21 protein-coding genes are annotated in these 22,407 nt (G+C 57.5%); 7 read left to right on the forward strand and 14 right to left on the reverse strand.

Annotated elements, in window-relative coordinates; all coding sequences use genetic code 11:
- The first annotated feature begins 10 nt into the window (after positions 1 to 10).
- The 3 genes from I6E51_RS09405 to I6E51_RS09415 are packed head-to-tail and all read left to right on the forward strand — an operon-like array spanning position 11 to position 3,906.
- Positions 11 to 565, forward strand: a complete 555-nt coding sequence (locus I6E51_RS09405; protein WP_197105422.1) for a hypothetical protein — start codon at positions 11 to 13, stop codon at positions 563 to 565.
- Positions 566 to 575: 10 nt separating this feature from the next.
- Entirely contained in the window at positions 576 to 1,820 is a 1,245-nt protein-coding gene (locus I6E51_RS09410) for a hypothetical protein (protein ID WP_197110057.1), read from the forward strand.
- Between the two features lies 1 nt (position 1,821).
- On the forward strand, positions 1,822 to 3,906 hold the full coding sequence (locus tag I6E51_RS09415; RefSeq protein ID WP_197110058.1) for a peptidoglycan-binding protein: 2,085 nt from the start codon (positions 1,822 to 1,824) through the stop codon (positions 3,904 to 3,906).
- Between the two features lie 323 nt (positions 3,907 to 4,229).
- Here the strand turns inward: I6E51_RS09415 and I6E51_RS09420 are convergent, their stop codons facing one another.
- The 5 genes from I6E51_RS09420 to I6E51_RS09440 form a co-directional block, all read right to left on the reverse strand.
- Entirely contained in the window at positions 4,230 to 4,442 is a 213-nt protein-coding gene (locus I6E51_RS09420; RefSeq protein WP_197105419.1) for a hypothetical protein, read from the reverse strand.
- Between the two features lie 5 nt (positions 4,443 to 4,447).
- Entirely contained in the window at positions 4,448 to 5,056 is a 609-nt protein-coding gene (locus I6E51_RS09425; protein ID WP_197105418.1) for a hypothetical protein, read from the reverse strand.
- Positions 5,057 to 5,312: 256 nt separating this feature from the next.
- A complete protein-coding gene (locus I6E51_RS09430) occupies positions 5,313 to 5,771 on the reverse strand; it encodes a hypothetical protein (RefSeq protein ID WP_197110059.1) in 459 nt (152 codons plus the stop codon).
- Positions 5,772 to 5,799: 28 nt separating this feature from the next.
- Positions 5,800 to 6,852 carry a hypothetical protein gene (locus I6E51_RS09435; protein ID WP_197110060.1) on the reverse strand — a complete coding sequence of 351 codons (1,053 nt, stop codon included), beginning with the start codon at positions 6,850 to 6,852 and terminating at the stop codon, positions 5,800 to 5,802.
- Positions 6,853 to 6,920: 68 nt separating this feature from the next.
- A complete protein-coding gene (locus tag I6E51_RS09440) occupies positions 6,921 to 7,427 on the reverse strand; it encodes an Imm26 family immunity protein (RefSeq protein ID WP_197110061.1) in 507 nt (168 codons plus the stop codon).
- Between the two features lie 416 nt (positions 7,428 to 7,843).
- Here I6E51_RS09440 and I6E51_RS09445 point away from each other — a divergent pair, with 416 nt between their 5' ends.
- Positions 7,844 to 8,944 (forward strand): MBL fold metallo-hydrolase, encoded by a 1,101-nt coding sequence (locus I6E51_RS09445; protein ID WP_197110062.1) that lies wholly within the window; start codon positions 7,844 to 7,846, stop codon positions 8,942 to 8,944.
- Between the two features lie 152 nt (positions 8,945 to 9,096).
- On the opposite strand, the gene I6E51_RS14425 is transcribed toward I6E51_RS09445, so the two are convergent.
- The 3 genes from I6E51_RS14425 to I6E51_RS09455 all read right to left on the reverse strand — a co-directional run bounded on the left by I6E51_RS14425 (position 9,097) and on the right by I6E51_RS09455 (position 11,960).
- Positions 9,097 to 9,222, reverse strand: a complete 126-nt coding sequence (locus tag I6E51_RS14425; protein WP_255530054.1) for a hypothetical protein — start codon at positions 9,220 to 9,222, stop codon at positions 9,097 to 9,099.
- A gap of 262 nt (positions 9,223 to 9,484) precedes the next feature.
- On the reverse strand, positions 9,485 to 9,988 hold the full coding sequence (locus tag I6E51_RS09450) for a hypothetical protein (RefSeq protein WP_197110063.1): 504 nt from the start codon (positions 9,986 to 9,988) through the stop codon (positions 9,485 to 9,487).
- 1,105 nt (positions 9,989 to 11,093) lie between these two features.
- On the reverse strand, positions 11,094 to 11,960 hold the full coding sequence (locus I6E51_RS09455) for a hypothetical protein (protein ID WP_197110064.1): 867 nt from the start codon (positions 11,958 to 11,960) through the stop codon (positions 11,094 to 11,096).
- 477 nt (positions 11,961 to 12,437) lie between these two features.
- On the opposite strand from I6E51_RS09455, the gene I6E51_RS09460 reads away from it, so the two are divergent.
- On the forward strand, positions 12,438 to 14,033 hold the full coding sequence (locus I6E51_RS09460; protein ID WP_197110065.1) for a hypothetical protein: 1,596 nt from the start codon (positions 12,438 to 12,440) through the stop codon (positions 14,031 to 14,033).
- A 169-nt stretch (positions 14,034 to 14,202) separates the two neighbouring features.
- Here the strand turns inward: I6E51_RS09460 and I6E51_RS09465 are convergent, their stop codons facing one another.
- The 4 genes from I6E51_RS09465 to I6E51_RS09480 all read right to left on the reverse strand — a co-directional run bounded on the left by I6E51_RS09465 (position 14,203) and on the right by I6E51_RS09480 (position 17,447).
- Positions 14,203 to 14,481 (reverse strand): hypothetical protein, encoded by a 279-nt coding sequence (locus I6E51_RS09465; RefSeq protein ID WP_197110066.1) that lies wholly within the window; start codon positions 14,479 to 14,481, stop codon positions 14,203 to 14,205.
- Positions 14,482 to 14,652: 171 nt separating this feature from the next.
- Entirely contained in the window at positions 14,653 to 14,793 is a 141-nt protein-coding gene (locus I6E51_RS09470; RefSeq protein WP_197110067.1) for a hypothetical protein, read from the reverse strand.
- 1,032 nt (positions 14,794 to 15,825) lie between these two features.
- Positions 15,826 to 16,305 (reverse strand): hypothetical protein, encoded by a 480-nt coding sequence (locus I6E51_RS09475; protein ID WP_197110068.1) that lies wholly within the window; start codon positions 16,303 to 16,305, stop codon positions 15,826 to 15,828.
- Between the two features lie 875 nt (positions 16,306 to 17,180).
- A complete protein-coding gene (locus I6E51_RS09480) occupies positions 17,181 to 17,447 on the reverse strand; it encodes a hypothetical protein (RefSeq protein WP_197110069.1) in 267 nt (88 codons plus the stop codon).
- A gap of 852 nt (positions 17,448 to 18,299) precedes the next feature.
- Between I6E51_RS09480 and I6E51_RS14645 the strand changes: the two genes are divergently transcribed.
- Together I6E51_RS14645 and I6E51_RS09490 are read left to right on the forward strand one after the other, a co-directional pair.
- Positions 18,300 to 18,515 (forward strand): helix-turn-helix domain-containing protein, encoded by a 216-nt coding sequence (locus I6E51_RS14645; protein ID WP_197110070.1) that lies wholly within the window; start codon positions 18,300 to 18,302, stop codon positions 18,513 to 18,515.
- A gap of 192 nt (positions 18,516 to 18,707) precedes the next feature.
- Positions 18,708 to 19,586, forward strand: coding sequence for a hypothetical protein (locus tag I6E51_RS09490; RefSeq protein ID WP_197110071.1), 879 nt, complete (start codon positions 18,708 to 18,710; stop codon positions 19,584 to 19,586).
- A gap of 727 nt (positions 19,587 to 20,313) precedes the next feature.
- On the opposite strand, the gene I6E51_RS09495 is transcribed toward I6E51_RS09490, so the two are convergent.
- Both I6E51_RS09495 and I6E51_RS09500 read right to left on the reverse strand, forming a co-directional pair.
- Positions 20,314 to 21,183, reverse strand: a complete 870-nt coding sequence (locus I6E51_RS09495; RefSeq protein ID WP_197110072.1) for a hypothetical protein — start codon at positions 21,181 to 21,183, stop codon at positions 20,314 to 20,316.
- A gap of 215 nt (positions 21,184 to 21,398) precedes the next feature.
- Positions 21,399 to 22,310, reverse strand: a complete 912-nt coding sequence (locus I6E51_RS09500) for a co-chaperone YbbN (RefSeq protein WP_197110073.1) — start codon at positions 22,308 to 22,310, stop codon at positions 21,399 to 21,401.
- Positions 22,311 to 22,407 lie beyond the last annotated feature (97 nt).

A 22,407-nucleotide genomic window follows, 5' to 3' on the forward strand; every position in this document is an offset into this window, starting at 1 on the left:
GAAAACCCTCATGACCACTAACGAGTCCACCGCACCCGCATCGACCGGGTGGGACGAGCGTCAATTCGAGGAGATGTTCGACAGGGCCATTGCACGCTTTGCCGGCGGGCCGTTGTCCGCGCCTCGCGACTCCGGGCCAACGCGCGAGGAGGTAGTTCAGTCGGACACGGCATTTCGGTACGGGATGATTACTGGTCTGCTGGGGAGAACCGGGCGAGGCGGCAAGTCCACGTTCAGCGGCTTTGTGCCGTCGACGCTGCACGGCAGAACGCTCGTCATCGAAGTCTCTCCGCGTGCACGCCGCGGTGAGACGGTGGAGCTTACGCTGCGCACAAAATCTGGCGAGATCGACTACTACGATGCGGGCGAATTGTCCGACGCGGGCACCGTTGAGGTGCCAAGTCAATCATCCGGATCCGCAGTGGTACTCGCGGTGGTGTACGACTCCGCTGGCCGCATGATCGCTGCCTCTGCGCACCCGACGAAGAGTTCGGCACATCTGCCCGAACCCGCTGTCGGTGCCCGCTCGAACTCCCCCAAATCGCCGAAATCACCCAAGAACTAGGAGAGAAGCCATGTTCCTCAATCTAGCGAACACGTTTGTAGCGCAGGGCAAGCCCGCCACATCCGTTTTTCTCGTGCACCCGGTCCAGCTCAGTCGATGGCTCGACGAGGCCTGGGCCGCGGGCGCCCTCGTGCCGCCCCTTCCTGGCGTCACTCCCCCGAACGCCGCTCCCCTGCTCGGCGCGAGCCAGATCATCGAGGACCTCAATCTGCCAACGCAGGCTGCAGGGGGGCTGATCGATCCATCCGGAATCAGCGTCACTAACCCCGACAACTGGTCGCGCGTGCGCGGGCCGCTTGAGGCTTCCCCTGGATCGGGCGGGCTGATCTGGCACCAGCTGATCTACGCGTACCTTGTCGAGAGCACCGGCGTCATGGAGATCTTCTCGGAGGTGGTGCGCAGAATGGTGCTCGGCGAGACCCTCGGCTCGCTGTCGCCCGAGAGTGTGAAGTGGTTGCGCAGCACGGAGGAACTGTTCTTCAGGGATCCGCCACTGTTTTCCATCGGCGGCGTGATCAGCGAGATGCGGCCCTACGCCCGCGTGAACCGCCGCAACGCCTACTGGCGGATGTTCGGGCTCGACCTCCCGCACCAGATCCCCAACATCTGGGGCGGCGCCACGACTCCCGACGCGTGGAAACAGGGAGTCGGGAGCGGAGTGAACCTCGACTTCCGCGAGAAGTGGACGGAGTTGTTGCGCCAAGTCTGGATGGGACTCGAGAACCGCAAGAACGCGGCAGGAGTCAACCCCACAGATCCCTCGTACGTCGCGCTGCTGTGCCGTGCGATCCGCGACATGCTGAATCAACGCAGGCAGGGCGGCGCGCTGGCGCGCGAGGAGTTCGCGTACGTGTCCGCGCTCAGCTGGTTCGACCTGACATTGCGCTCAGACTCGCCGATCGTGAAGGACCTCAAGGCCCAGGCGAGTACGCCAGACGGGCGTCTCACGGCCATCGCAGAGCGGGTGGGAATGAAGTCCGCCACCCGAAGCCGCGAATTGCTGGAGATGGCGGAACTCTCGTCGAGCGTTCTCCGCGCCATTGAGTTGGGAATCTTCGACGATCCGGTTCAGGCCGAGGCCCTCTACTCACCCGCGTCGCAGTTGACCGAGGACATGAACGACCTCATCAACCTGTGGCAGTCAGCAACAGGCGATCGAGTCAAAGAGCGTCCCACCGGCACGGCCGTGACCGCCAGCGCGCAGCCGCTGCGCGTGCCACGCCCGGAACTCGCGGTCACCCGCGCAGGTGCCTGACATGTCGACCGCAGGTTACTTCGCCGCCCCGGCGTCGCCGTTTGGGGAGGTGTCGGACGTCGATGCAGACGGCGCCGCGCTGAGCGAGTGGGAGTCGTCCGCCGCCCGGGAGGACTTCGCCGACGACGAGGGGCCATCCATAGCTGAACCGGTGGGTGGGGATGCCACCGCGGAGGAAGACGGTTGGGAGACTTCCGAGGACGAGTGGGTGACAAGCGAGTTCTTCGACGAGGGTGCACGTGAAGCAGGCGACGAGTGGCAGCGGGAGCCAAGCGAGTCGCTGCAGGCCGAGGGCGACTTCGAGTCCGAACAGGAGTGCGAGGTCGACGAAGAGGATGAATGGGAAGCGAGCTTTGAGGATCAGGCATCTGCCCCTGCGCCAGCCCAGGTCGGCGCGCCCCACGCTCCGGTCCCCTCTACTGGCGCCCACTTCCCCGTGCGCTCTACCCACGCCCAGCCCACCGAGGTGAACTACAAGGCGAGCGACGGCACAGGCGTGGGAAGAAACGCGGGGCGCCGCTTCTCTGCAGGTCGACCCGCACGGGGTCCATTCACGCGGAGGCACTGCGCCGTCGATCTCAACGCTAATATCGGCGACGAGGTCGTGGCGTGTGAAGACGGCCGCATCGTCGCGTTCTACGGGTTCTGCTGCGGACAAACCAAGACCACGTGGGCACTGCTCGTGGAACACCCACAAGTGGTCATCAACTACGGAGAGGTCTCGCCCGACTCCCTCACCCGTCACGGGCTCAAGGTCGGAGACAACGTCACAGCGGGGCAAACTATCGGCTTCGTTGGGCGCAACCCGGGCGGCGGGCACATGCTTCACTTCGAGACGTACACCCGAGGAACCACCCGAAATAAGCAGTGGATGCACGGCCAGGCAGCACCTGTGGGATTGCTCGACCCCACGACCTACCTGCTCGCGACCCTCGGTGCCACAGTTTCGGGGCCGTCGCCAGTACCCCGTTCTGCCCCCACACCGCCCGCACCAGGAACAGTGCGCCCGACATTGAGGCGCGGCGCCCGCGGTAGTGCTGTGCGGCAGCTTCAGATCGACCTCTCGGCAGCAGGATTCGCTACAGCCAGCGACGGTATCTTTGGCGCGGGTACGCAGGCGAAGGTAAAGGCCTTCCAGGCGGCGCGAGGGCTGAGTGCTGACGGCGTCGTTGGTCCCATCACGTGGGCGGCTCTAGGCTCGCCGGCCGCAGGTGCTGGCGCAGGCGCAGGCGCCGCCGGGGCAGGGGCGGGATCCGCGTCGAGCTCGACCTCCTCGGGAGCTGCTGGGTCTGCATCGACGAGCGCGAATCTCGCGGGGATCACACTCGGTACGCTCGAGTGCACGACACCGCGGGGCACCTTCACGTACCCGTTCTCTGCGGACGACCTCATCTGGTCCGCCAAGTTGCTGGTGCACGAGGCCGGCGGCGCTGACAACGCCGACAACGCCGCCGTGCTGTGGGCGATGTTCAACCGCTTCGCGCTATTCACGCACACGGTTTATCCGACATTCACCCGTTTTATTAGGGCGTATTCCACGACACTGCAGCCAGAGCTGCGCAACCGGCGCGCGGCCGAACGACACTACAACCGGCCGAGCAGTCACTTTGTGCGCACCGGTGGCGTCTACCCGGGGACCAACATTCCCCGAGGCCAGTTGCAGCGTCACCTCGACGTGCAGCGACAGCCGTGGTCCGCCGTCAAGCTGTCCGCGCGCCAACTCGCGCAGCGCGCGCTTCAGGGCAATTTGCCTAACCCCGGCATCGGACTCGCGAGCGAATTCTCTTCGACGCGGGTGTACTACAGACAGAATCATGGCGGCGCGGAGCCGACACTGCAGCAGTGGTTGGAGTACACCCACACGTTTGCACGGAGAAAAAACTGGCAGTTCGTGGGCGACATCTCGGGCCTCGACCCCCGCAAGAACGCCTTCTTCCTCGACAATCGCGCCCGGTCCTTGCCTACCGATGCCGTGCGTGTAATCCCCGCAACTGGTGCCCGAGAGCACGAGTGGGAGTATGAGTTCGACGAGCTCGGCGAAGTCGATGAGGCCTTTGGTGTGAACGAGAACGTGGATGCGGGGTGAGGCCGCGGCCAGGGACGCCAGCTTAGCCAAACCCACAATCCGTGAGTTCGGGGTATTTCAGTAGCTTGCGACAACACATAAATCACCCAAGAGATCATCCGGCAAGACTGTAGCCAGCAAGTCTCTCAAAGAGAAGCGCGCCGACAAGAAAGACAAGGCCACCAGCAAGCGCAAGGACTAAAACCCGCTCAACGGCGCGGCTGCTTCTGTTTGCAGAAGCACCCTTCCCGCTGATGGGCGGTCGGGCACCGGTAACAGTGCCGCGATCATCCCTTGGGCTGAAGGATGACAGCTCGCGAACCGTCCACGTCGCCAGTGGCTGCCTAGGCTTCGTATAGACACTCAGCGACCGTTTCGGCCGATGCAGGGGTTGCGAGGGCGAACCAGAGAGCGTTAGCTACTCGGGGACGAACATCGTCAATATCGACCTGGCTCAGAACCCAAGTAGCGGCGGCACGAGATACATCACGGAGCGAAACGTCGCCAAGCGTGGAGATCTCCGCCGTGAGGTCTGGAGCAACAGTGTTTAGTCGCACAAGCGTCAACTCAGTTTCTCTCGCGCGACGCCTGCTTCGCGACAGAGGTTGCGGTAAGTGAAGAGCAAGTACACGGCGTATGCCGCCGTGGCGACCGCACCGCCGATTCCGGAGATCGCATATACAAAGGCCCACGAAATCTCTGGGCGCGCAGCAACCAGAAACCCGATCACTGCGAACACGACCGCGATTGGCGCGAGAAGAAAATCGATGCGACGTCGGAAGATGAACGCTAACGGGAAGAAATGGGCTCCGATGATGAGCGCCACAGCGGGAAACACTAGACGCCACTCACCGAGCAACGCGAGCACGATCGCTACGATCCACAGCGTGCCATAAGAGATTCCCGAAAGGATTCCCATGCGCTTTCCGATAAGCGCACCTTCAGCGGTGGGCACATTGGGAAAGTTGGCGGCGTGCCGGATGTTGCGGACTGAGAGAAACACGACGACCGCGGCATAGGCGACCCCCACGACGAAAATGAGCGTCCCGACAACGGGAGCAGCGAAGATCCACCAGATCAAATACACGAGCATGAAGAACACTTGCACGATCGGCTGATACGCGGTGTTGCGCGCTGCTGAACCGAACCACTCGGGCGTGTTAGTTGACATGAGGGAATCGTAGCGGTGATGTGGAGAAGAACTCACCTCTTCGCCTTGTGGATGCGAAAAAAGGACCGTCCAGATGGACAGTCCTTTTTCCATATTGTCGGGCTGACAGGATTTGAACCTGCGACCCCCTGACTCAGAATCGTGGAGTCTGCCGGATACCGAACAGTGCCGGAAACCCCGGAAACATAAGGGCTTCCATACGCCCGTAAGCGAAACTACATCTGCCGCTTTCTGAGGATTTAAGAGCAATCCCGAGTCAAAGTGTTGGGTAAGTGTTGGCCAAGACTTGACGAACGACGTTTCGCAGACCGTTCACGTCACCCGCGACTGCTTGTGCTTCGTACATGCAGTCAGCGACCGTTTCAGAGGCTGCCGGGATAAAGAGGGAGTACCAGAGCGCGTTCGCTGCACGCGCTCGGGCAAACGCGTGGGCGTATCCCACAAGGGTTTCATCACCCGCTTCTGACTCCTGAAGATCCCAGGCCGACTCGTCCAGTTCTTGCACGAGTTCCCACAGTTGGTCGCGAACTCGATCACTCACGCGCCGCTCCTTCAGAGCGGAGAGCGCTACGGCGAGGCGTGGGTCCTCTATCTCCACCTGCCCGATCGCCCAGGCCACGACAGCGTTCGATAGAGCACTCAGCTCGGAGTCGTCACGCCGGAATATCTCTTCCACAAGATCCGGTGCCACGGTGGCCAATCGCACAAAGCTCACTTCATTTTTCCTCTCACAACGCGCTCGGTTAGTCGAAAAACGCAGCGGTAGTTACTACCCAATCAGGCTTGAGCTCATCAAACTCTTGATGCCAGGGCTCCAAGCCCAAATACGCTCGTAGAGCCATCTCCAATCTGACTGGCGCCACTGTGCTCCGGTATTGCAGGAAGTTGATTTCAGCGCGAGTGGCTAAACGCCGACGAGTCCCCGAGTAGTCCTCGACGTGCATGTTTTGGGGACCCCCAACACCTATTTTGTAGGCGGGGAGGCGCACCGCAGCATGCACAGCCGTCCGCGTGACTACCGTCCAGTGCCCGACATAGATTTTGGCGTCCAAAGACAACGCGAGAAAGAGCACTGGCGATTTAAGCGCGTCCGTTACTCTCTCGGCCGCAACTTCGAGAGGGAATACAACGTCAAAGATCGCGAAATAATAAGAGCTCCTTCCGTATAGCCCCACCACTTGCCCGACGCCAGCACGACCGTCACCCGTAGGGACGATGAACACATCCCCGACGATGATCTCTTTCACTGCGGGCGGCGGCGGGGTCGGAAAGGTAAGCACTTCAGTCCGGAACACAGGTGAACTACCGGGCTCGATCAGGGCAAGTTGCACAATGAAATCCGGCAGCGCATCCGGGGAAGCCTCCCCAGATGCATCTCTCGCGCCCAACTCCGCGTCCCAGTCGATGAGGTGGGCAGTGACTGAATAACTCCCCTTGCCCACAGAAATTTCAGTCGCACCCCCCATGTAGGAACCAATTTCTTCTAGGGCACCCACCTGTATCAGCCCCTCGGTCTTCAACAGATACGGCTCCGATGTCACGGCTCGTAGCCGCTGTTCCGTTTCGGTGAGCGCTTCGGAACGAACATCAATCTTAAAAGTTGAGCTCCCGCCCACGTTCAGAGGAACAAAAGCACCCTCTTTGATCATGCTTATGATCGATTCATCGTTATCGAACGCAACTGCCCACGTTTCTGCGTCAGTCACATGGGTGAAACGCGATGGCTCCCACAGTGCACACATTCCGGCACGAGTCGTCGAAAGAAAAGCAGGATGGGGCCGTTCAAAAATGGTCATGTTCTATCACCTTGGTTCAATCGTGATTCTGCAAGAGACGATTCCTGTGGGTCAACCACCACAGCCGCTCAGTCGAAGAGTGCCGCGGTCGTAGTCAGCTCATTGGGCTTCAGCTTGTCGAACAGCTCTAACCACGGTTCCAAACCTAAAGAAGCTCGCAAGGCAAACTCGAATTCCACAGGCGCCACGGTCAATCGGAAATCCAAGAAGTCAACTTCGGCCTCAGTGGCTGGACGACTACGAGTGCCCGTGTAGTCAATTACGTGCATGTTATCTATGGTTCTCATAGATATCTTGTAGGCAGGAAGCAAGATCGACGGGTCCACTTCCGCATGCGCTACAACGGGCCAATGTCCCAGATAAATTTTGGCGTCTAACGACAACCCGAGGAAAAGCAACGGCGATTTGAGCGCCTCTATTGCTCTCTCGTCTGCAACTTCAAGCGGCACAACAGTGTCGAAGATAGCGAAATAGTAGTAGCTCTTTCGATACATTCCCACCACTTGCCCTACCCCTGCACGACCATCGCCAGTAGGGACGATAAAGACGTCCCCAACCTTGATTTTCGTTTTCACCTTGGACCGCCTCCAACATGGAATTAGTAAGCTTCGCTCACCTGATGTCTCATGTTAGCCAGACCGCGTCTGGGATGAACCATTTTCGTGCTCAAACTAAGCGCGAGGCCACAATCCGAAGGTGCTTGGGCATAGAAAAAGCCCCGGACTTCGTGAGAAATCCGGGGCACATTGTGGGCTGTTCTAACTACTCAAACTGTCCCGTGAACACGGAGCCCTTTTCTCTTACGAATTACGTTTTCCTCTAGCCCCCTCCGGATTATCCTCTTTTCAAAGGATGAGAGGCTTTGCCCTCTAGTATTCCCAATGGTGTCGGCGCGCTCCGCGCCATCCTCCCTCGTCAGGGTGTCGGAGTTGCATCTTGTGTTCACTACGTTAATGTCGGCAATATGGCCGCTATGGTGAACGTCTTGTCTGTGACTGATGGTGCCTGCACCGTGCTTCGTCCGTGGCCGGAGCACGCGCCTGGCCCTACCGCCATCATTGACTGCGGTGCTTATCGCGCACCCGCTCTGGGCGCAGCGCAAGTGTTGTGGGACTCGCTCGGTGGAACGCTGGCGCATATCAATGCAATAGCGGTTACCCACTTCGACAGCGACCATTGGCGCGGGTTGGCCGAGTTGCGAAACGTGGTTGGAGTGACACGTGATCTCGGCTCCTGCTCTCTCTACTATCCGGCGATGCCTGTCGCCCTTTCTTCATCCCTCATGGCAATGCTCGGGAGCCCCATGGGCACAGGTTCTGTCGCCCTCGATCTGGAGAACTGCTTGAAACCACTGCTTAGCGTCGCCGGAAGCCTCCGCCTACAGGCACTTACATCAGCGAGTGGCCCGATAGTTCTCGCCGGCGAAACGTTCGACGTCCTTTGGCCTCCCCCAAGCATCGACCGCGCCCTCAGCAGACAAATTCATGGTGCCATTGTCGCCGTCGAGCGTCTCGCTGCGAATCTCGCCGAGCGCAACCGTCCGGTTCTATCGCAGCGGATTGAGGAAGCGCTCCGTGCGAGCGACGATACCGGAGAGCGCTCGATACTCGTTCCTCGTGATGGCACAGGAGACGCCCCGGATGACGAAATGACAGAGGACGGTGCATTCGAAGATGAGCCGATTGACGTTCCAGTCGGACTAGAAATACCTGAAGATATGCTCGATGAGTACCGGAAGGTCCTCAAGCGAATTCGACGCGCGAACAATAATCTCTCGCTCGTCCTAGCAAGCGGGTCTGGGTCGCTGATATGTTTCGGCGACATCGGCGGACCCGCTCTTCGTTCGGTGCTGGCGAATCTGCCCGCGCACGGTTACCAAGTAAGTTTGGTACCGCATCACGGAACACATCATCTTCCTCTCGGCATGCCCAGCACGAGGTGGTGCATCGCTCAGGGCGGGCCTCAGCATTTTGCGAGGTGGCAGGCGAACCACGTCCATCCGGACAAACATCCCAGCCAACCTTGCTGGAACACCCACCAGAAAGGGTCATTTCAGCAGGCACCCCAAAAACCAAAAATCGAGCTGTCCTAAGAACTCAACCTGCCGCGGAAACGCTGGCCATTTTCCTGCCGCTGATAGGGGCGTTCCTCCCGACCTCCGAAATTTATTCTCGACTGGTCTCTAATAGCTCGGGTTGCTATCCAATATTGGCAGGCGAGCTCACCCGTTCGGCGTCCTCTTGCTTAGGATGCGCCCGCAAGGACTACAACGGTGGCTGTGATCCACCAAAGTTGGAGGTCGACGCGGCACACAATAGTGATCTCCAAAACTGTCAGTCCGACGAAGTCGGTAAGCATTTCAAGCGTCACGTGCACGCTGTCGCACTAAGTCCGGGCTGCCCGGACCTGCACACATCGGACCGTGGATGGCTGTGAATAAGAGCGAGGTAGAGGAATTGCGCTTCGACCCGCTCGTTAAGCATTAGCTATTGAGACCCGGCCGATGCCACAGCGACTTGGGGCGCTGAATGAGTCATTCGTGTGAGAGAGGCGGTAGTTCACGCCACGCGATAGGTCGGGCGCGCAAATCTTGCACACGATCTTTGGGCTGCGGGGTGACGTTTTGCGAGCGTTACTCTTCGGAGGTCGCGTTCACGCGCGCGATCGATTCGCCATCGAGAATTCGTGCACTGTCAGGCATCGAATCCAAGCCGTTGCCGGAGCGGAGCGCTGCATTGAGTGTTTCGGAGTCCTCCGCACTCATCAAATATGCGAACACCGTGAACTCGCGCCGATCGACTTCATGTTCATCTTCGGTGCCAATTATCACTTCGAGGGTCTGGCTGCCGTCGGTGCGCGGAATGACGCCGGACTGCGGGTAGTAGAGGTCGTTTGGGGCAAGAATAACCACCCAGATGCGGTCCTTGGACGCGGCGTAGTTGATTATGTCAATTGTGATCTGGAAATTTCGACTCCCCGTCTCGGATGCCCCAGTGAATAGCGTCGCGGATGGCGCGACGCCCGCTTCAACGACGGGCGTAGGCGGAGTGCTGGAGATCAGATTAGAGCTTGGTTCTTCGACTACCGGCCGAATCAACTGAATGACTGTAATAATTCCCACAACGATTGTGAACACTGAAGCGACTACGGCGAGCCATTTTAAGAGCTTCTTCAGCTTGAACCTTCGGGGTCGCTGAGGAGAAACCGGTTTCATCTGTCTCACGGCAGTGTGTGCAGGAGTCTGAGCCATGCCCCAGTATGGCATCGTGACGATCTGCCTGGGAGGGCTGACACTTCGCCCAAAGCGAAACATCCCGGCCTCCGGCAGCGGAACCAAGCTGGGGCGGTAATCGCGCCGATTGTTGGCGACGCTGCGCCTGAATTGAACGCCGCGATATCAGATAACGGAACTAGTTCGACTCCCTCCAAACGCGCGAGCTCGCTCAGCGGGACATCGCTTGTAGTCATGACAGCGCTACATCGGTCGCTGGTTCCGTACTAGTCGGCATCGGCATGTGCGGTTGAAGCAGAGAAACGTCAACGTCAGTAGATCATCGTCGTCGAGTTTCGAAGTCGCAGATGGAAAAAGTAAGGATCGAATAGAGAGCGCACAGTGCCACTACCCCGACAGGAAAGTTGATATCGCTCATCGCGTGCCTATGACACCTTTTATGGCAGCGAGCTCTAGCGTCGCCCCAACCCTGGTAATCCCCCTGGACACTGTCCAGACGTTAGACGACGAACGGCGACTGGCTTCGGAGCCGCCCTTGCACCAGCCGCCAGTCTGGCGATTGGTATGCCCGGATATGCCGTCCCTAGCATTTGAGCCCACCTTGCGACCACACACGTTGCACATCTCGCGTTTCCTGATGGTGGTCTGTCGCTCGATAGGTTTTCGTGCTCGATGGGTTTCTTCAGCAGCAAACACAGACTTTTTACGATTGAGCTCGGCCGGCTCCTTCGGAAATGGTCGCTTAAGCACACCCTTCATCTCAGAGCGCGCGGTTCTCACGAAAGGACACGTACCTTCACCATCGGGATGAGAGTCTACGAATTTATCTCGTCGAACTTGCACTTCGGCAAGGCACTCCGGGCAGCGGCTCTGAACGGCCATCGAGCTAACGCTTTCTCGTTGCGCCAAGGCAAATAGTGCAGCAGCTGGTAATCCGCTGATACACCAGCAGCATGGAGTGGATTCAGGAATCGCTCAAGAGGAGGGAACCGCCGGATTTCGCTAGCGCTTAGGCCTCGTCGAGCTGAGCCGCCTCGATCCGGGCAGATGCGGGCTGCGATTCTTCACTTCCACCCGGGGTCGGCTCATCTTCGAATTCTTGATCGATGGTCGCAGCATCCTCGCCACGATGGCCTGGCTTCGTCAGTTCCAAACTTGCGAGATGCTTTTGGAGTCTCTTCGACATGGGAAGGAACGTGCCCAGCGTAAGACCTCCCGAGAGAACTGCGCCGACAATCGGAATCGCCTTAGCGACGCCACCTGCAAAAATCTTCTTGGTCATGTTGGTCCCGATGTATCCCGCGACCTTCTTGACCACTGGGTAAATGACTCCCTTGGTGAGCGCCTTCTGTGGGAGTTTCTTCGCCACGTTCGCGGCGATCATGCCCGCGACTTTCGCTACGCCGCTTTGTGCGATCTGGATACCGAACATGACGCCCACGAAAAGGATGAGCATGCTCTCCGTCGCCTCGTCGAGTTCCTCGTCCTCAGCGAACAGATCGGGCCAACTGTACAGATAGGCGAGCTTCTGAGTGATCCGAAGCATGTGTCCCATATATTGAGCCAGGTCGGCTGGCACCGTGCCAAGCATCGCAAGCCCACCAGGTATCCCTGCGACTGCCGATAGCCCGGTCACCTTCGAAGTTTCGTACCCGATCGAGGTGTTCGCTACTTGGGTGATAACCGACAGGGGGACGCCCGCGGCTGCCGGGCTTTCGGCCACAGCGATCTCGATTTGCTCCGCAGTGCAATATCGCTTCAGCGCAGAACGCAGATACGCCGCCCGATTGATCCGAACACCGGGGAGCTTTGCAGCTGCATCCAGCACCTGGGTAAATTTGTTCCCAGTTTCTTCAAGATCTTTGGTGTCCGCCATTTGAGTAATCCTACTGATTGTGGACCGACATCAAAGGATTCAAGCGTGCAAGTCTCATTTTAGTCCGCTCAACTCTGGGAAGCGATCATGCCATGATTCGTGATCCCTGCAAGGAAGCCGGAGAAGCATCGGAGGCGGTGCGCAGGCAACACTGCTCGCTAGGGCACTACCTCTGGTTCGCCGTGCACGAAGCGATCCAGGTCAGACACTTAGCAGTTTGGATCCAGCGTGTTGCGTGCTAAGCGACACGACCAAGCCCTGGTTGTTAGAGGAAAGACGCTGATAATTACTCAGAACCGGGTCGATATCTCGATTCGCCCGGAACTCGGATTCCCACATGTGTCGTCTACGGCCGTCAGAGGAACGTCACCTGACACTTAGCGAATGCCATTAGGGACGAACCCTTCCATACATTCGGCGCGGCGCAGCGCATTCAGGATCACAGGCAGTCCCGATCGCTATCAATAAGATGTGAAGATGTCTTACGAAACTCCCGCATACTATCGCGCCCTCAAAGAACTCAACTGGGCAATGAGTGAGCGGAAGTACCGGCAGGCTTTCGTTGCCCTGAAGGCAGGTATTCGCGTAATGAGACGTCAACTTCGCGCGATGAGCAAGGACGGCACCACAGCCCTCGTATACACCGGAAGTTTGATCGGTGCAGGGGGTGCGGTCGCAGCGCTGATGAACAACTCCAAAGAGTTCGATCTCATGGACGATATTTCCACGTATTTCGTTAATCCATCCAAGTTGGGTATCGAACAACTCCGCCAAGATGGGGCTGCGATTGAACGAATCCGGGAAACGCTTCGTACGACAACGGAAGTTTCACTCGATGGATTGAAGCGAGCTGCGGACCCGGAAGTTCGCGGTCGCCTTTCACGCTTGATTTCATGGATGGAAAAGAACTCTGAACTATCTGTCGAAAAGCTTGATGATCTAACGATTGTCCGAGCAGGCCCGTCTGTCCGCAAGCCAACGGTCGTCGATCCGACCTTCCGCGATGGGCAAACTCCATGCAACCCGGTTCAAGTGTGGCTTCCGCCGTTTGAGGACGAGGACGAGGACGAGGACGAGGACGAGAATGAGGGCAACGTCAAAGTCGCGCGCAGCACCCACCGTCTAGCCCCTTCCGAGCGGCTTCCGGGCGTAATGCATACCTACGCGCTGAGAGGCGGATTTTGGTTAGTCGGGTACCCCCGAACACTCCCGAATGGGGAAAGCCAAACGAAAATTATCGTGAAGTCTAGGGTCGGTGAGACGCTGCGTAGCTTCGTCCTCAAGCAATACGTGGTGCGCGTTTTTTCGAGCTTTCAGCGCGAAAACATAATCATTTTGGACTCGACCCTCGGTGTAGCTGTCCTCGATTTAATGGGTAGACACATTCACGGGTTCTCGCTTGCCAAAAATCCCGAAGTTCAGTCGGTTTTGAGAACGTTGCGAGAAGACACCAAACCCAGAAATACCATCCGAGGGATAGACATCTCGCCAACAAGCGGAGACATAGCGTTCAGCGTTGTCGACCATGTATGGCGTTTCACGAGCGATGGGAGCCTGGTTTCGGCGTTTCATTTGACTCTTCACAACCCAACCGAGATGAGCGAAGCCCTAGTTCTCGCGCCGGGAAAGTCTTTAGCACTGCCTCATGCATTTGAAGGCGAATTCGAACTCCACCGAGATTGGATCTATTTCCTCCGGATCTCCGATCATGACGACTCAATGTTCATTTCCAGATACTCCGGCGATCTCATCAATATTCCCCGCTACGGAGAGTGCAAGCGACGGTGGGATATTTTTGCACCGGCTGAAGACATTCTAGAATCCGAAGACCAAATAATCGCCTCGACTTGGTCGGGCACCTCTGTCATCAGCGCGGATGGGTCAATCTCACGTTTCCCATATAGCGGCACTTTCTACTCCGAGACGCAACTCGTAGGCGGCGGTCTCTTCAATCCCAAGAGCCAGACCGGCGCTGATGTTTTTCCCGAAGGGCGAATTCAAGGGCTGTATCCAGTAGCTGGGAAACTCCGAGTCGAGACGAGGGCAGAATACTTCGATGTTGAGTTTCCCTAAGGCTAGAGTCAGAATCCTTCGACCATGTCACCGCACGAGCTTATGCTCGTGCAGTCTCCAAAGTCTCAATGCACGACAGACGAAGGACGCGTGAGCCAAGTGCCTGGATCGCCGACGCATAGGCAGCGCTCGCCCGTTCCAGACCCACTCCATCGTCAGGATGCTTCAACTACGCAATGCCGACGCTCACCGAAGAGATCACGACTCGATCGGCATTGCCCGACACCTCATACAGCACCGTCGCCTTTTCCTGATGATCGACCGCCTTTTCGAGATTGTCGGCACGGTCACCGATTTCACGATAGGTGCATGCCGTCGCAAGCCCGTTGTGTGCATTAGCGAGGACGTCGTCATCTTTCGCGCGACGAACCCACTTCACTGCTTCTAGGTGGTCATGGATGGCCATCTCAATGTTCTCGCTCCGCACCCCCGTCACCAGTTTTTTCACGCGTTTCCCGTAGCTACCCCGCCTTTGGCGCGCTGAGAATCGGTGCCAATCACCTCCCAGAGATCTCGTGCCGACTCGTACGTGCGAAGCGCCTCGTCAAATCGCTTCGCCGGAGGCGTCTGTAACCGGCTCCCAATTGCGCTCCCGTAGCGGTACTGTGCCTCCGCCCGCTCAAGTGGGTCGCGTGCGAGATTCCACACCATCAAGATCACCCAGCGCCAATGCCAGGGCTTTCTCTGTTGCACTCGTGCGGTCACCAAAGTAGCCGCCGTACGCGTCACTAGCCTCGGCGCCGGTACTGTACTCAGACATCTCCAACTCCTCCGACCAGTCGAGTTTACGAGTCGAACGGCTCGCGCCAGACTGCCAGTTCGATCACGAAGGACGCATCAACGCATCGACAGCGGCGAAGTTTAAATTCAGCTACAAGAACCACCGACCCGGTCATCGAGACAGGGACGTTGAAGTCTGCCTTCATACGTAATTTGGACACACTCCGCCTGCAACCAACAGCATCAGCGTCTTGAATCTAATAGGACCCGTTCATCCAGAGCGAAGGGTGAACCTAGGCCGAAATCCGCTCGTCTGCACTCATCGTCAGGCCCGAATCGTCCTCACAAAAAGACAAGATCCCTCCAGATTGAAATCAAGAGGGATTCTGCGGTGAGTATTTGAGGCAGTTTTTAGAAAGACTTTTTTTGTCGGCTGTTCGCGAAACCCTTCAGCGTACAAAGGTGAGCCACGACGAAGAGGCGGGTCCCTTGACCGCAGGACGTTCTTCCTACGTTTGCATTCGGGCGAACCAAGGACGACTTCGGGCTGCACACCGGGTTCGGACCCGTAAGTGCACGTCTGGGCACACTGCGCGCAGCTTACATTCAACGTAAACGCGACGATGCCTAATTCTCACTCGTCGTGTGACCGTAAAACTCGGCTAGCTTGTCTCTCAACAGCTTCGCTGCCTCTGCGGCGGTCAACGAGAGAATCGTATCTTCGCCTACGCCTTCCTTACTCAGCGCCCGAACCAAGTAAAGCGGTATCGGCTCTCGTACCGTTACCGATTGAGGCGCGCCCCTGTCGGGCAATTTCTGATTCTGCACGCAATCCCAGAAGGTTTTGGCCTCGACCAAAAGCTGTTGACTAAGGATGTGGGCCCACATGGTCCGGCCGTAGGTGGTTGAGTTTACAGGCTTTGAAATCCTCGTCCGGAGGATACGCCCGTCCCACAGTGACAACTCGTAGGTTCGATGGTGGCTGACTGGTTTTCCAGTAGCTCCTCTAACGAGCTCCCAATTCTCAGTCGAACAGAAATCGTCGTGATGTTCACGAGTCGCGGCAGGGTATTTACTCACCGCCGGACTCGAACCAGTCAACGAGTTGTTCGTCGGTCGAAATCTTTACGAGTTGAACTAGCGCCCAATTGCTCTCGTGGTTTGGAACCCGCTGAAGTCGCTCTTCCCAGTCCTCGGCGTATTCCCTAAGTGAAAGTACTAAGTCAGAAAGCGCATCATCAACCGTCGCCCCTTCTGAGACGAATGGTCGACCTTCCATCAAGGCCACCGTACGGCCTTCCTCGCTGGCGATGGTTACTCGCGGTGAGACCGCGCCGAAGAAATACGAGCGCAAACGGTCGACGGGTACAACCGCCGAGAGTTCACCATCTCGTCCGACCGTAACGATACGGCCGCGCGAGGTGGCGTCGAACACATCTTTTAGGTGTGTTCGAGTATCGGTAAAAGAGCCGTAATCGGCAACGATTGACATTTTGACCTTATTCTTCGCGGGAAATCCCACATTCGCGTACATGATGTACATGATGTACATCAAGTACATGTTACGCCAGCAAGCGTAACAATTGACACCCCCCTGTCAATCTTGCTGCTGTGAATGTTGCATTTTTGCAAATGGTTTGCAGTAGCTCCATCACTATTCTTAGCCCTAAATGCGAAGCAACCGTATTCAACGTCTCCTGTTGGACCATAAGTTACTCGGCGCTCAACAAATCGCGCCATTATCTATTGCTCCGAAAACAGCGCCGACGCCAGCACGCCTCATTGGCTGGAACGAGCTTGTCGCCGACGAGAGTCCTCGCATAATGATTCGCGGTTTTTCGATCAAACTCACCGCAACTATGCTCTGCAACACCCGTCGCACTCATGGGCGCTTACGTCCTTGCCTCCGCGCAAATTGAAGCCGATATCGTCCGGATCAGGATGTCCAAGCCCGTGCTCGCATAGGCGTTCAGCCGTCCGTCTGTCGGATCTCCATTGGATAGGCCAAGTGACCATGTGATGAGTGGACGGGTTGTGTACCCAGCAATTCGTGCCTTCACACCGTCGAGGGCGGTGCACGTTCGTCAGGATTCCGTTGGCCAGCGCAACCAAACCGCCGGCCGCGAGGTCCGCACTTTCGGCGATGAATTCTGGGTCATCGGGAGTCACTTCTTCATCCATCTTTTGCCTCGTTTTAGTTCATTGAAGTGTTACTGATTGGCTGAATCTCAGGTCCAACAGGCCCGACATCGTGCGAACGTCGGCTGCACGGAAGCTTCAGACTCCGTGGATCGCTCGCGATTAGTGAATCGCCTCACTGAGTCCCGTCTCAACGTAAATTGCCTTCAAGATTTACATTCATGTTTCGCGAATAGATCGGGGCCGAGGAGGTCAGGTTAGGTGATCTATGGGTAGGCGCGTTGTCATTTATCCGCCACGCTCAACCGCCGATGCCCACACCCAGGCCCGATGCTCCTCCCCCGTTGGCGTCTTCCAGCGGACAGCCACAGCCCGCGGAGTCCACGCAACCACTTCAACATCGAGCTTTGTTGCGATACCCGCATAGCGAACCCATGCCTGAGCCAGAACTGCAACCGGTGTCTTCGTGAGGGGGTGAAGGTCAAGTTCCAGCTCAGCTTCAGAAAGCGTCTCCGGCATTCCACGCATTGTCATCTCATCGACACGCGCATTCATACGAGCGTCGATCTGTGCGGCGTAGCGCTTGTTTGACCCGATGGCGAGGCTCCCTTTGAAAGCGTCCGGCCACGCAATGCGATTCTAGGGGCTGGCCCTGACGTTCGAAGTGCGCAGGGGGCGTCGGGGCCGCCCTATCCCGTTTGTCGTCCATACTCGTCGATCATTCTCGACGCAGCGAGGGACAACCACGCTTGCCGCTCTGGACATGAAAGCCCGTCCCTCCATTGGCGGACAAGCTGGACTCGGCTTTGACTCATGCGACAGTCAACTATCTGCCTATTTTGCGAGCGAATCCACCCGGCTAGTTTTCGCTCTTGAGGATCAGATGACCTTCGCCGAGGCTGTCGCTCGTACTTCGTGAAGAAGGAATGCGTCGCCTCGAAAAGCAACTCCCACTGATCTTCTCGCGGTGACCACGAAAAGCCCGGGATTACGTCGAGCCGCAAGAACTGGAATTCGCTGAGATCCGACTCCTTCTTGCGTTGACGTTGCACCCAAGCGTGCAGGCGGGCCTCATCTAGCACTCCACTTGCCCCTGATGAATACGAACGCGGCAATCGTCCGAAACGGCACACAAATGAGTCAACTTGTCGCACTTGCGCAGCCCAGCGCGCGGCGAACGAGGATACTGAACTCTCGGTGTGCATGGCACGATACTCCGCCGCTGCAAACGGATCTTGGTCTTTGAATTCGGCCACTAGTTCCGATCTGTCATTCTTCAAAAACTCCACGGAAACGACCTTCCTGGGCCGGTCCTTCCGTGCCCGCCATTTCTATGCGCGGCATGATCCGATCAAGCGTGGATAGTCGAGGCTTACTGCTCGGTCACGCTTGGAGTACCTTCCCCGCATGGCCACACATACGGAACCTCCTCGTGATCCTGACTGGATCACTATCGTCGAGGCGGCAGAGCTTCTGCGTTGCAGCACGAAGACGATTCGGCGGATGATCTACGACGGAGATATCTACGCAGTAAGAATCGGAAAACGTATGATCCGGATCAGGGCAAGCTCACTCCGAGAAATAGGCGAGCCGATGGCGTGGCGAGATCCCCAGCAAGATTGAATCGACAGCGATAATTTCGGACTCCGCTACTCCCTGAAAGGGGCCGCTAGATGGTCTGCAATTCGACGTAAACGGACCGATAAGAGTGAGTCGGGGCTATTGCGTAACGATACTGAGATCGAACCAGTATCGCTCGTACGAATAGGTAAAAGAGCAGGTCAAATGTCAGTTGTTTCCACTACAGTCTTCTTCATGGACGCCCTTTCTGCCCCAAAAGCAACCCGTAAGCGCCGCCGGAGTTTCGGAGCCGTCCGTCCCTCTTCTGGATCGCGTTTTCTCGCTTCCTATTCGGGGCCGGATGGTGCTCGTCACCAGGCTTCGCATTCATTTAGCTCTGCCGAGGATGCAGCTCGTTGGCTTTCGTATATCAATGAACTGAGGTCAACTGACGATTGGAACCCCGATGTGGCAGCGTGGGTGCCGAGCGTCAAAGTCTTGCGCGAGTTCGAAACGATGCAAAACGATGGGACCGCCGAAGAACTCAAGTGGCACATGCTGCACGCGGCGAACCTTGAACGGCTGTATTGGGATCGTAAGCTGCTCGGCCATGAGGTAGGGCGGCGGACAGTCGTGACCGATATCGACATCTGGTCGCTCGGTATTGAGTCCTCGTATGAAGAACTATTGAGGTCGCGTGCCGAGAGAGCACTCAGCCAATTGAAGTCTCTCGTGGACGAAGAATCAGGAAGAATGCAGCCCTGGCAGGTGGACGGAGCTCCAACTGTAGAACGCGAGCCGCTTACGGAGTGCCCTAGCGACCTCAAGGTCCACTTGTCGCTTCGCGCCGCCTGGCGTGCACCACTAGTTGATGTAGTCGATCTTGAAGTGCAAGTCACACTGCCGCCTGTCAGCGCCGGCTACGACCAAAAAACTGTAAATATGATGGTCAGGGACGCACTCGGAGAGTTGTTCGAAGCGGAGTATCTGGGCGCCGACCCGATTGAGGATGTACTCCGGTTTCAAATAGTTGATGAAATCGTCGTTTACACCTCAACGGCCATCCCCGACTGTCTGACTCTCTCCGGCTGGTCAATTGATGTGACCGGAGAGCCGTTCGAAGCCTGTAGATAGCCGGTATACCTATACGCAGCGGCTCCCGCCCTCCACCGCAAAGGTCGACTCGAACCAAGAGTTGACCGGGGATCGGAGACGAAATATACCGCAGGGCACGCGGAGGGCTTCTCTCCACTCAAAGGGACCTCCAGTCGCGCTCCCGAGTGAGTATGTTCTTCGCGCGAAAAATCTCCGGAGTCTGACTGCGAATGAAATCTCTGAATTCGTCGGACGCGCCATTTCCGCCCCACACCCATTCCGCGACAAGCGGCTTTGCTTCGGTCATCCACGGCAACGGCACTTCACCTCGGCTCAACATAGCGTGAGCGAATGCAGTCGCGATAAGAGTCGCGTATCGCGGATCCGTAACCGGCTGCGGCGCTTCGAGCACAACCCTGGGAATTGTCACGTGGTCGAGTGGCTGAATGATTCGGCTAACTGCCTCTGTCAAATGGCGAATTGCAGAGGGCTCATGTCCGAAGGCAAGGGCATCCTGAATCACAGCGGCGGTCTCTTCCGCGGAGATGAACCGGGGCTCAGCCTTCATAGTCCCAATCGTAGCGAGACCTTTACAGCTAACGCTCCGAATCGCGGCGACGACCGCACCCCTCGGAGCGGACCGCCACGAATGCCGTGAGTTTTGGGCATCACGCGGCTTGAAAGCTGACGAGCAAGCGCCCACGTATGCCTCGCTCAAGATCTGAGATAGTTCAATACTCGACAGCAACATGGCATGGCTAATGCGCTAGATGGGATCGCCCGAACCGATCGCTTCACGGTATCGAACCATCAATTGCGTCGTTTCTCGCCAGTTCTTAGTCTGGCCAGCTTCGCGTAGCCATTGCCCGACGAAGCCCTTGGCGTAGCGAACGCTGCCTCGAAGGCCCATCAGGATGCCCAATCGGACGCGAAGCGGGGGCTGCTTTCGTTGGTTGAACGACGGCAGCCGCACGTAGATGCTTTCGATTCCGGCGTAAAACGATAGTCCATAGACGAATGGGAGCAGAGCGAACGGCAGCCAAACCGACATTGCAACGGTGCGGCCAAGCAGTGGCAAATCCAACGTCCAAGCGTTCAGGACAAGCCACACCGTTGTGTATGAAAGCATGCCTAGTCCCACGACGACTAATAAGCCATCCATGAGCCTCGCTGCCGCCAAGTTTTCGCCACCGCTGTGCCTCGCGTATACGGATACAGCGGCTGCTAGGACGACGACCGACTGGAGGAGGATCTCTGCGATCAGATTCAGCGAAGTCAGATTCACATACAGAGCCACGATGGCGCCGTCGCCTATGCTTTCCATCACGACACGACGAGTTATCTCACCACCACTTTTAGCGTTGATCGAGCGGAACAACATCGGGAATCCCACACCCAAGACGACGATCACCGTGTCCTTCAGCATCGGCCACTCCCAAGCGCGAAGCAGCCAAGACAGGCTAATCCAGCTTGCGGCGTAGAGCACATAAACCAGCGTCGGACCCCAAATCTGGTGCGCTCCGAGGAAGACTCTTATGAGCTGGACGAGCGCCTTTCGCGCGCCGCGCTTGGTTAGGCCGAAGACCGCGAAGGCAGCGAAGAGTAAGAGAGAGGCAATTTCGCGGTCGGTGAACATCAACACGATTATGGACCTGACCACTGACTTCCATCGACCTGACGCCCAAAACTAGCAACATTCAATAGCCGCAAGTTACCGACTGCACAGCGCCCCATCTGTTGCTCCCCGGCGAATGCCTTGTCGAGTCGACGATCCACTAGCGTCGGTTGCTCGGCACGCTGCTGCGCTCAAACCGCCAAGGGGGCCATGCATAACTGCCTCACCGGTCTCGTTTAGAGGTACTCGGCGAATTCACGCCTGAGGTCAGGGACCGAATGCATCCCTACATAGGACTTGACGACCGCCCCTTTGGCTAGGACCTTGAATACCGGGATCGGATCAGTCTCAAATCGCTCAGCTAACTCTGGACAATTATCGACGTCCACAACGAGCACCATGACTCGTGGAGAATGAGCAGACGCGAAGGCATCCAACGTCCTTTTTGCATCTTCCCAAAGCTTCCCTTGCCATGTCGGGCCGAATCCAACAAGAACGGGACCGCTGTGGCTAGAAACAAGATGATTAAAATTATCGTCAGTCGCTACGGTTGCGCGAGTTCGAGATTCTGCCGGCGGGGCGAAGGCCGACGACGCTGGATTGAGTGACTGGTTACGTGTTCGCTTTAAAAACTTGATTTCCCTCCGACCGGTTAGCTTCTCTGGCAGGTCATTGGAATAACGTCGCACCGGCGGCCACGAATAGGTTCGCGATAGTCGCCGCCAGGGAAATAGCGGTGATTGCCACTGAATAGTGAGATAAATTCCTTGACCGGGTCGAATAGTGAATCGGAGTTCTCCGTCGCGAGGTGGATCGCCAAAGGAAACCTCTTCGGGTTCATACGCCTCGACGGTTAGGTTCTGTCCTCTATCGAGCGCGGCCCGCGTCGTGAGATCGCCGCCTTTAGTAGAAAAACCGTTGTCGTCTAGCGAACCCGCGATCACCTCTATGTGTCGGAGTGGATTCGATCCCACGGACGTGATCGTGACGAACAAGGACGGCGCTACGGAGTCGTCGGAAACGTCTGATCTCACGGTGAGGCGAGCTCGACCCCAAACTGCCCAAACAACACCCGCGAACGCGATTACCCCGGCCAGCACCGTTATTATGTTGGCGATCAGCCCAAACCAAAGGAGAAACGTGTTCATAGGGTCAGTGTAAGCCGATCCGACAACGTGGGTGGTGGGCCCTCGCTCCGCTCTCAGGCTTCTCTTGAAGCCAATATTCGCAAGGAATCGCCGAACT

This window comes from Salinibacterium sp. NSLL17, assembly GCF_015864935.1.
Lineage (GTDB): Bacteria > Actinomycetota > Actinomycetes > Actinomycetales > Microbacteriaceae > Rhodoglobus.